The following is a 10,231-nucleotide window of genomic DNA, read 5'->3' as shown; positions in this document are numbered from 1 at the left end:
ACAGCCGAAAAGATAAATACTTTCCTTATCATACTTAAAATAAGCTCCATAATTTACTGATATTTCACAAAATTCTAAAATCAATTGCTCCAAGGCTGGCTTTTAGAAATTTTTCAGACGACCTTTTTGAAAGTTAGATTTTCAATTCACGTTTATTTTCTCTAAGTAAACAGATTTTAAATTTACTATTTCTTTTAACTTGTTGTATTGGTTAATTATCCTGCCCATTCGCGGGCTACATAAAAGACTTTCCCATACTATCCAGTGAGCCTTAAAATTTGGTGTCGTTGCCCCAGCAAAATATTTGGCGAACTCATCAGTTGCACGACACGCTAGTCTTGTATCGCGTATTTGTTGATTTCCGCCAATTTTTTCAGAGTGCTGCTACAAAGATAGGGGGAGATTATCTTGCTGAAGTTACGTTTTCAGACGACCTCCTGAGACTAAACTCAATCCGCTACATCGATACACAAATATTTCAATTCCAAATATTCGTCCGCACCGTATTTGCTGCCTTCGCGTCCCAGCCCGCTGCGTTTCACGCCGCCGAACGGTGCTGCTTCATTGCTGATTAAGCCGGTATTGATGCCGATCATGCCGTATTCCAAGGCTTCGCCGACGCGCCACTGGCGGGCGGTGTCGGCGGTGAAGAGGTAAGCCGCCAAACCGTATTCCGTATCGTTGGCGGCCGCGATGACTTCGGCTTCTGTTTCAAAGCGGAACACGGGACACAAAGGCCCGAAGGTTTCTTCGTGCGCCACCGCCATTTGCGCCGTTACGCCGCTTAAGACGGTCGGTTCGAAAAACGTTCCGCCCAATGCGCTGCGTTTGCCACCGGTTAGGCAGACCGCGCCTTTGGAGAGCGCGTCGGCGATGTGTTGCTCGACTTTCTCCACCGCTTTTTCCTCAATCAGCGGCCCTTGGTTCACGCCTTCATCCAGGCCGTTGCCCAATTTGAGCGTGGCCACTTTTTCACTTAGTTTGCGGCAAAATTCGTCGTAAATGCCGGATTGAGCGTACACGCGGTTGGTGCAGACGCAGGTCTGGCCGCTGTTGCGGAACTTGCTGGCGAGCGCACCTTCGACGGCTTTGTCCAAATCGGCATCGTCAAACACGATAAACGGCGCGTTGCCGCCCAGTTCCAAACTGAGTTTTTTAATGTCCGCCGCGCTGTCGGCAAAAATTTTCGCGCCGACTTCGGTCGAACCGGTGAAGCTGATTTTGCGCACGGTCGGGTTCGTGGCAAATTCATGACTGATTTCCGAAGCGCGACCGCTGACAACGGGAAGTAAATCCTGCGGCATGCCCGCTTCGTAAGCCAACAAGGCCAGCGCATACGCGCTCAGGGGCGTGAGCGACGCAGGTTTGACTATCATCGCGCAGCCCACCGCCAAAGCAGGCGCGGCCTTGCGCGCAATCATCGCAGACGGGAAGTTCCACGGCGTAATCGCGGCGGTAACGCCGACAGGCTGTTTCAACACGACCAGTTTTTGCGTCGCTTTCACGCTTGTCAGCACATCGCCGTCAATCCGCCGCGCTTCTTCGGCAAACCAGCGCACAAACGAAGCCGCATAATAGATTTCGCCGCGCGCCTCGGTCAGGCTTTTGCCCTGTTCCATCGTCATGATGCGCGCCAGTTCTTCTTTGTTTTCCTTGATCAAAAAATACCAACGCCACAACACATCGGCGCGTTCCAACGCGGTTTTTGCCGCCCATAATTTTTGTGCAGCCTCCGCCTTTTGAATCAGTAGTTTGAGGTCGTCTGAACGAGTCGTGCGGACAAACGCCAAAGTCTCGCCCGTTGCCGGATTATCGACTTTGATGCTGTCTGGAATCGGAAGAAAAGAAATATCGGGATGGTTTAACAATGATGCAAAAGAATTCATGCCTGCCCTCGTGTGTATAGATGATGGATGGAAGTCATTATTCTCTTCATAGGATAAAAGCGCAAACTGCTTGAGCAGTTTGAGCCACATGAGAAGAGGAATCCAAAGCAGGTGGCTAAAAAGGTCGTCTGAAAATGCCTTATGGGCTTGGTTAGGACTTTTCGTTTGAATGGTAAGAAAGTGTTTTGACCGGCTGATAAGACATATTCAGGCAATTTTTATTTTTGAATTTCTTGTTTGCCTATATGGGTTATATAAAAAATGGAATATTTTTATGTTAAACAATGGAATAGGTTTTTAAATCATTTTAACTATTGAATGCGGATATATCTGGCAAATGTTTGCATGCGCTTAAAAACTTGTTAAAATCTCAAAAAATCATACAAATAATAATCAAAATCATTATATTTATATTCCAATCTGACTTGCGGCAAAACCTTTCCGAGGTCGTCTGAAAACTTTCAGACGACGCTGTCTGACATTCCGCCACACAAGGAATCCGTTATGAAGCCAGTCAAAGTCAACACCCTTGCCGCCTGCATCGCCGTCATTGGTTTCTCTCCCATCATTTATGCTGCCGATAATACGCCGACCGTCATTCTCGATCCCGTTACCGTCAAAGGCACACGCAATAAAGATGAAATCGGTAAAAGCCGAGTTTATACCCGCGAAATCGTCAACCTCTACAAAGGCAAGGAGGATGTCGAAACCTTTAAAGGCAACACCGTATCCGACCTCTTCAGCGGCCTGCCCGGAGTCTACAGCGGCGAAGCGCGCAACAGCGGCGCGCTCGACCCCAATATCCGCGGCGTGCAGGGGCAGGGGCGCATCCCCGTTACCATCGACGGCACCGAGCAGGCGATTACCGTCTGGCGCGGCATGTTCGGCGCAAACAACCGCAACTATGTCGATCCTAATATCATCAGCAGCGTGTATGTGGAAAAAGGCCCGTCGTTCAACCGCGAGGTCAAAAGCGGTATCGGCGGTTCGGTGGCGCTGAAAACCCTCGAGGCCGACGACATCGTACCCAAAGGTCAGAAATACGGCGTGGAAATCAAGGCAGAGGCTAGCAACAATTCCATCAAGCCGCGTAAAGCCACCTATGCCGAAAACGTGGATTACCGCACTTTGGAACATCCTGAAAATGTAGTAGGCGGATACTGGCGGTTTTATGCAGACGATTCAGACAGATTAACCCCGCGCTTCGGCGGCAAGCATAAATTTTCGGAAGACAAGGCCTACCGCATCGCCGCTGCGACCAAACAAGATAATTTCGATGCCATACTCACCTATGCCTACCGCAACAAGGGCAATTACTTTTCAGGCAAAAAAGGCGCGCACCGTTACGGCTTCTACTCCGCCGACAATGCCGAGAACCTCCGCAGGCTGGAACAAGAACAGGGGATAAAGGAACTCAGCCCCGATGTCCCCATTATCGGCCTCTTCTACACGCCGGGAGGCGAGGTAGCCAATACTTCGCTGGAAACCGAATCCTGGCTGGGTAAAACCACCTTCCGCCTGCCGAACAACCAAAGCATCAAACTCGGCCTGCGCCATACGCACTCCACCTTCGGCGAGGTTATGCCATCACGCATCCTCAGCGGCGGCGGTTTCCAAGGTGATAATGTCGATTCCCAAAACAAAATCGCCGAATGGCCGCAGGCGTGGGTCAAGCAGCGCGCCTACAATATCGACTATTCGTGGAAACCCGAAGGCAGCCGCTGGATTGATTTGAACGCCTCGCTATGGGCCACCCGCACCCGCTCCAAAACCAATTCCTCCGGCGGTGTTCCCGGCGATATCGCTTGGATGGATATCCCTTGGGGAGAGGCTTACGATAATTGGAGGAACGGCCTGCGCCGCAACAGGCCCGGCTTAGATGAAGGCCTGCCGAATACCGACGGCCGCTTCAATACCCGCCAAGCACAGGCACTCTATGCCACCAACAACCGCAACGGTTTCAATTTCTCCAACCGCATGAAGCTGCGCGACAATCTTGAGCTGACCGTATTGGGCGACTTTCAGAACGAAAAACTGGCAACACGCAATGAATTTGCCGATTTATACGGCGACCATTTCAAAAAGGAAATCGGTGAAGATTCGCTCTATCCCAACCCATTTCTCGACGTTATCACCTATCCGCGCAACGGCAGGCGACGCGAATACAACCTCGGTTTCAATTTCCGCTTCGAGCCGCGCCCGTGGCTGACGCTGACCGTAGGCGCGCGCTATACCAACTTCTCCCTGCAAGACGACAGTGTCAAAAAATTCTTAGACAACGGCGGTGAATTGGAAGCCCACAGGGGGCTTCGATATACCGCCGATGTCGTGGCGACGAAAAAGGATTACGAAGCCTACCAAAAAGCCGATGCCTGCATCATGTCTCCTACATGCGAAGCGACACAAGACATGTTGGATGCATCTGCCAAAATCATTCCCGAAGGATCTAACGGTATGGGTATACCAGCGTATGCTAATCGAGCGCGTTTCGATTGGACCAAAGACCAATACGGCAGACTGAATATGGCCGACCATCCGGTATTGAACAATCCCAAAGTGCTGACCCGTGTCGAGAATCCCGCCTATAATCCGGCCGATCCCAATAGCCCGCGTTTTGTAAACAAATTCCAAGACCTTACGGCCGAAATTGCAAGTAACTACACTTATAAAAGCGCACTGACACCGGCGCAGAAGCAGCAGGCGCAGAAGCAGAAAGGCAGCGGCTGGGCGCCCGCCGCCTCGGTAACCTTCAATCTGACCGACTATGCCCGCGCCTATCTGCGCTATACCCAAACCTTGCGCTTTCCTAGCATTTTCGAGGGTACTGCAGGTGTTCCCATCAGCCCGAGGGTTAACACCACCTCGGTAAACCGCTATGGCTACCAATGGAAACCCGAACGCGGCAAGAATTTCGAGGTCGGCTATATCCACGACCTGACCGGAATGTTCCCGAAAATGCGCAAGGCCGATTTCCGCATCAACTATTTCCGCAACACCACCAAAAACATCATCGACCGCAACGACCAGCTTGAATTCGAACAATTCGACAAGCAGATACGCACCGGCGCGGAATTGTCCGCCCGCTTCGATACCGGCAAGGTATACGGCAGCCTCGGCGTCATCCGTACCATCCGCAACGATGTCTGCGACGAGGGTGCCGCATTTACCGACAACGCACAGTCCGAAGTATTGGCACTTTATGTCCAAAGCAGCGGCAGCAAGCCATTGGTACGCGCACCGACCTGCTTCCCCGGCGGAGTGGAAATCAGAGGTTACCTGTCATCCATGCAGCAGCCGCGCTGGTCGGTCGATGCCGAACTGGGCGCGCGTTTCCTGAAAAACAAACTGGATGTCGGCACCCGCTTCCACTGGCACAGCGACGTATACAAAAGCCGCAAAGATTCATGGGTCGGATTCCAGCAGGCGGTCAATAGCAACTACGGTATTAATACAAATTATATCGACGGCATAGAAAACATGCGCTGGTCGGCCACGGCCGTAGTCGATGCCTATCTGCGCTACCGCATCAACAAAAACATCAGCGCTGAACTGGTGGGCACCAACCTGACCAACCGCTACTATATGGACCCGTTCAGCCGTTCCTATATGCCCGCACCGGGCAGGACGATCAGGATAGGGATTACGGGCAAGTTTTAAAGTAATTTCAAATTAGGATTTCCCCATATTTCGATATTGGGAAGAGGATATTCAGGGGCTTTGTCACCAAAGCAGAATACAGGTTTTAAGTACCCAAGGTCGTCTGAAAACGAATTTTCAGACGACCTCGTGGGTTTCTGTTGCACAAGCTGTCCGCTAAGGAGTCGGTTTTGTAAGAGTGCTATTTTTATCCTGAATACACGTTATAATACGAACCTTGTTTTCAAACCGATTCGAGATTCCGTTTTCAGACGACCTTTAAGATAAAAGGTCGTCTGAAAACGTTTGTCCCGTCCATACGCATCCGCCGAACTATGATTCCATCCGATTTCATTGACGAGCTTCTGGCCAAAGTCGATATTGTCGATATTATCGACGAGCAGGTTCCGCTGAAGAAGGGCGGGGCGAATTATATGGCTTGTTGTCCGTTCCACAAGGAAAAGACGCCGTCGTTTTCGGTCAGTCCGACCAAGCAGTTTTATCATTGTTTCAGTTGCGGGGCGCATGGTTCGGCGATTGGTTTTGTGATGGAACATCAGGGGCTGTCGTTTCCCGAGGCGGTGCAGTTTCTTGCCGACCGCGTGGGCATGGCTGTGCCTAAAGTGCGCGGGCAGAACGACAATCCTGAAGTCCGTGCCGAACGTAAGAAAAAACAGCAGACGCTGGAGGAAACGACGGCTGCGGCGGCTGATTTTTATGCGCAACAGTTGAAATTCAATCTGGCGGCGAAGGCTTATTTGGACAAGCGCGGTTTGAGCGCGGAAGTCATCGCGCATTATGGTTTGGGCTACGCGCCCGACGGCTGGCAGCCTTTGGCGCAAGTGTTCCAACCGTACCCGAATACCGCTTTGGTGGATACGGGGATGGTGATTGACAATGAGGGGCGGCATTACGACCGCTTCCGTCATCGGATTATGTTCCCCATCCGCAATCCGCGCGGGCAGGTCATCGGTTTTGGCGGCAGGGTGTTGGACGACTCGAAACCGAAATATTTGAATTCGCCTGATACGCCTTTGTTTGATAAAGGGAAAAACCTTTACGGATTGTATGAGGGGCGTGCCGCGGTCAAGGAAGCAGGGCGGATTTTGGTGGTCGAAGGCTATATGGATGTGGTCGCGCTGGCGCAGTTCGGCGTGGGCTACGGCGTGGCGGCTTTGGGCACGGCGACGACGGCGGAACACGTCAAAATCCTGATGCGTCAGGCGGACAGTATTTATTTCTGTTTCGACGGCGACAGCGCGGGGCGGAAGGCGGCTTGGCGCGCGTTGGAAAACGCGTTGCCGCAGTTGAAAGACGATAAATCGCTGCATTTTTTATTCCTGCCGGAAGAACACGACCCCGACAGCTACATCCGCGCCTACGGAAAAGCGCAATTTGAAGACGCGCTGTTGAATCAAAGCAAGCCCTTGTCGGAATATTTCTGGGAACATCTTTCAGACGACCTCAATCTCAATACGCAGGAAGGTAAGGCGGAATTGGTGAAAACCAGTTCGCCGCTTTTGGCGCAGATTACCGCGCCGGCATTGGCTTATTTGTTGAAACAACGGCTTAGCGAACTGGTCGGCATCGATCCCGACAATCTCGCCCAACTATTGGGGCAGGAAGCGCCGAAGCGGCACGTCAAACAAAAAAGCTACAAACTGCCTCCGATTTCCGTCAAACAGCCTGTCATGTTGACGCTGGTGCAACGGCAAATCCGCAGCCTCTTGATAAATCCGGATTGGGCTGCATATATAGACCTGCCCGATTATTTGGCGTTGGACGGCGATTTCGCCTGCCTTGCCAATCTTGCTGAAACCATTAAAAGCCATGCCGCCGTACCTGCTACCGCGCAGGTTTTAGAGTATATGCGCGGTTCTCCTTACGAAGAAACCGTGAACCAAATCTTCCAATCGACACTCTATTCTGAAGAAATGGAAGGCGGAGGCGAAGAAGACCGCGAGAACTTCCAAATCGGCATGAAGAAACTCCTTAACGAGTTAAAATACAAACAAATCGAAACTCTCAAGCAGAAAAGCCTGCAATCGGGTTTGAATGAAAATGAAAAAAAACTCTTGCTGTCGCTTTTGACCGCAAAGCAAAATTGAACGAACGGCAATCCCTGCCGAATCCAGCAACCTTCAGGCCGTCAGAAAAGCATTGTCCCAAGCTGCGAACATGATCCCGCAGAACACCCGTTCCAAAGAGCTTTCAGACGACCTCAGCGTTACAACCTGGCAGATTGAATTTAAATCGGTTGTAACTCTGTTCCGCCTTCAGGTGCATCATGCAAACCGTCGGCAAACCATCAGATCAAGAAAGTAATCCATGTCTAAAGACCAAAATCACGAAGACTATCAAGAACAGGACGACAACCGTCCGCTGACCCTCGAAGAGCAGCGCGCCCGCCTGCGCCAGCTCATCATCATGGGTAAGGAACGCGGCTACATCACTTATTCCGAAATCAACGACGCCTTGCCCGACGATATGTCCGATGCGGATCAAATCGACAACATCGTCAGCATGATTTCCGGCTTGGGCATCCAAGTGACCGAGCAGGCTCCTGATGCGGAAGACATTTTGTTGAGCGACAACGCCGCTGCCGTAACCGACGACGATGCCGTTGCCGAAGCCGAAGCCGCCTTGTCCAGCGCGGACTCCGAATTCGGCAGAACCACCGACCCCGTGCGTATGTATATGCGCGAAATGGGGCAGGTTGACCTGCTGACCCGCGAAGACGAAATCATCATCGCCAAAAAAATCGAAAACGCCCTGAAAAACATGGTGCAGGCAATTTCCGCCTGTCCGGGCTCCATTGCCGAAATCCTCGAGCTGATCGAGCAAATCCGCAAGGATGAAATCCGCGTGGACGAAGTGGTCGAAGCCATCATCGACCCGAACGAAGTGTTGCTCAACGAATTGGGCTTGGGACACTTGGAAAGCGCGTCAAACGACGACGATTCCGGCAGCAGTGAAGAAGATGAAGCGGATGAAGACGACGATGACGACGATTCCGGCAGCGACTCCGAAGCCATGTCCGCTGCCCATCTTGCCGAATTGAAGCAAAAAGTGCTGGAACACTTCGCCTTCATCGAAAGCGAATACGGCAAGATGATCAAAAAGCTGGAAAAACACGACAGCCGCCACCCCGATTATCTGGCACACCGCGACGCCATCGCCAACAAGCTCTTGGAAGTCCGCTTCGCCACCCGCCAAATCGAAAGCCTCAGCGGCAACCTGCGCAGCCGTGTCGAAAACATCCGCAAGCTCGAACGCGAAATCCGCGACATCTGCCTTGACCGCGTCCATATGGAACGCGACTACTTCATCCAAAACTTCCTGCCCGAAATCACCAACCTGAAATGGGTGGAAGAAGAAGTTGCCAAAGGCAGGGTCTGGAGCGACGCGCTCGACCGCTTCCGCCACGCCATCCTCGAAAAACAAACCGAGTTGGCAAACATGGAAAAAGAAACCCGCATTTCCATCGAAGAGCTGAAAGAAATCAACAAAAACATGGTGTCGAGCGAAAAAGAAACCGCAGCCGCCAAGCAGGAAATGATTCAGGCAAACTTGCGTCTGGTGATTTCCATCGCCAAAAAATACACCAACCGCGGTTTGCAGTTCCTTGATTTGATTCAAGAAGGCAACATCGGCTTGATGAAGGCGGTCGATAAATTCGAATACCGCCGCGGCTACAAATTCTCCACCTACGCAACATGGTGGATCCGCCAAGCGATTACCCGCTCGATTGCCGACCAGGCGCGCACCATCCGTATTCCGGTGCACATGATTGAAACCATCAACAAGATGAACCGCATCTCCCGCCAGTATCTGCAAGAAACCGGCGAAGAGCCCGATTCCGCCAAACTTGCCGAGTTGATGGAAATGCCGGAAGACAAAATCCGCAAAATCATGAAAATCGCCAAAGAACCGATTTCGATGGAAACCCCAATCGGCGACGACGACGATTCGCACTTGGGCGACTTCATCGAGGACGCCAACAACGTTGCCCCTGCAGACGCCGCAATGTACACCAGCCTGCACGAAGTCACCAAAGAAATCCTCGAAAGCCTGACCCCGCGCGAAGCCAAAGTCCTGCGTATGCGCTTCGGTATCGACATGAATACCGACCACACGCTCGAAGAAGTCGGCAAACAGTTTGACGTAACCCGCGAACGTATCCGTCAAATCGAAGCCAAAGCCCTGCGCAAACTGCGTCATCCGACCCGCAGCGACCGCCTCAGAAGCTTCCTCGACAGCGAAGACAGCAAACTGTAAAACAGCAAACCGCAGGTTTATCCCTGCGGTTTTTTATGGGTAAGAGGTCGTCTGAAACAGGAGTTGTACGTTTTCAGACGACCTGTTTTGCATTCATTGCACGGTTGGTTAAAACCCGTAGCGTGGGCTTTGCCCGCGGATAATAGAGAAAGTTTCAGCAGCTTTTTTACTTATCATCTTCGTGGGCAAAGTCCACGCTACATCGCGTTATCTTTTCTAGACCGGCTGGCAACCAAAACATATAGTCAATTAAAATTAAAATAGGACAGTAGCGCATCGTCAAATCGGGCGTAATCAGACAATACGGTTCGCAGATACCGCTTAATATTCGCCCACACCTTCTCAATCGGGTTGAGCTCAGGTGAATAAGGTGCAAGAGGCAATACCTTATGTCCCCATTTTTCCGCCATTTTCCGTAAGACACCCATACG

The 10,231-nt window shown here is 51.6% G+C and carries 5 protein-coding genes; 3 read left to right on the top strand and 2 right to left on the bottom strand.

What is annotated here, in order from left to right; all coding sequences use genetic code 11:
* Positions 1 to 449: 449 nt before the first annotated feature.
* Positions 450 to 1,886 carry an NAD-dependent succinate-semialdehyde dehydrogenase gene (locus HMPREF1051_RS04455; RefSeq protein ID WP_036491836.1) on the bottom strand — a complete coding sequence of 479 codons (1,437 nt, stop codon included), beginning with the start codon at positions 1,884 to 1,886 and terminating at the stop codon, positions 450 to 452.
* A gap of 504 nt (positions 1,887 to 2,390) precedes the next feature.
* Here HMPREF1051_RS04455 and HMPREF1051_RS04450 point away from each other — a divergent pair.
* The 3 genes from HMPREF1051_RS04450 to rpoD all read left to right on the top strand — a co-directional run bounded on the left by HMPREF1051_RS04450 (position 2,391) and on the right by rpoD (position 9,800).
* Positions 2,391 to 5,543, top strand: a complete 3,153-nt coding sequence (locus HMPREF1051_RS04450) for a TonB-dependent receptor domain-containing protein (protein ID WP_003764950.1) — start codon at positions 2,391 to 2,393, stop codon at positions 5,541 to 5,543.
* Positions 5,544 to 5,857: 314 nt separating this feature from the next.
* On the top strand, positions 5,858 to 7,630 hold the full coding sequence (dnaG, locus tag HMPREF1051_RS04445) for a DNA primase (protein ID WP_036491834.1): 1,773 nt from the start codon (positions 5,858 to 5,860) through the stop codon (positions 7,628 to 7,630).
* 220 nt (positions 7,631 to 7,850) lie between these two features.
* On the top strand, positions 7,851 to 9,800 hold the full coding sequence (rpoD, locus tag HMPREF1051_RS04440; RefSeq protein WP_003764943.1) for an RNA polymerase sigma factor RpoD: 1,950 nt from the start codon (positions 7,851 to 7,853) through the stop codon (positions 9,798 to 9,800).
* 245 nt (positions 9,801 to 10,045) lie between these two features.
* Here the strand turns inward: rpoD and HMPREF1051_RS04435 are convergent.
* Positions 10,046 to 10,231: transposase (locus tag HMPREF1051_RS04435; RefSeq protein ID WP_196794306.1), on the bottom strand; the 186-nt coding region annotated here is incomplete at its 5' end.

Origin of the sequence: Neisseria sicca VK64, assembly GCF_000260655.1 — a bacterium.
In the GTDB taxonomy this organism is placed as follows: domain Bacteria; phylum Pseudomonadota; class Gammaproteobacteria; order Burkholderiales; family Neisseriaceae; genus Neisseria; species Neisseria sicca_B.
This window is presented reverse-complemented; position numbering and strand designations above follow the sequence as displayed.

Bases quoted from the DNA above. Each gene is read 5' to 3' on its own strand.
- rpoD (WP_003764943.1), top strand. From the start codon at position 7,851: ATGTCTAAAGACCAAAATCACGAAGACTATCAAGAACAGGACGACAAC.
- dnaG (WP_036491834.1), top strand. From the start codon at position 5,858: ATGATTCCATCCGATTTCATTGACGAGCTTCTGGCCAAAGTCGATATT.
- HMPREF1051_RS04450 (WP_003764950.1), top strand. From the start codon at position 2,391: ATGAAGCCAGTCAAAGTCAACACCCTTGCCGCCTGCATCGCCGTCATT.
- HMPREF1051_RS04455 (WP_036491836.1), bottom strand. From the start codon at position 1,886: ATGAATTCTTTTGCATCATTGTTAAACCATCCCGATATTTCTTTTCTT.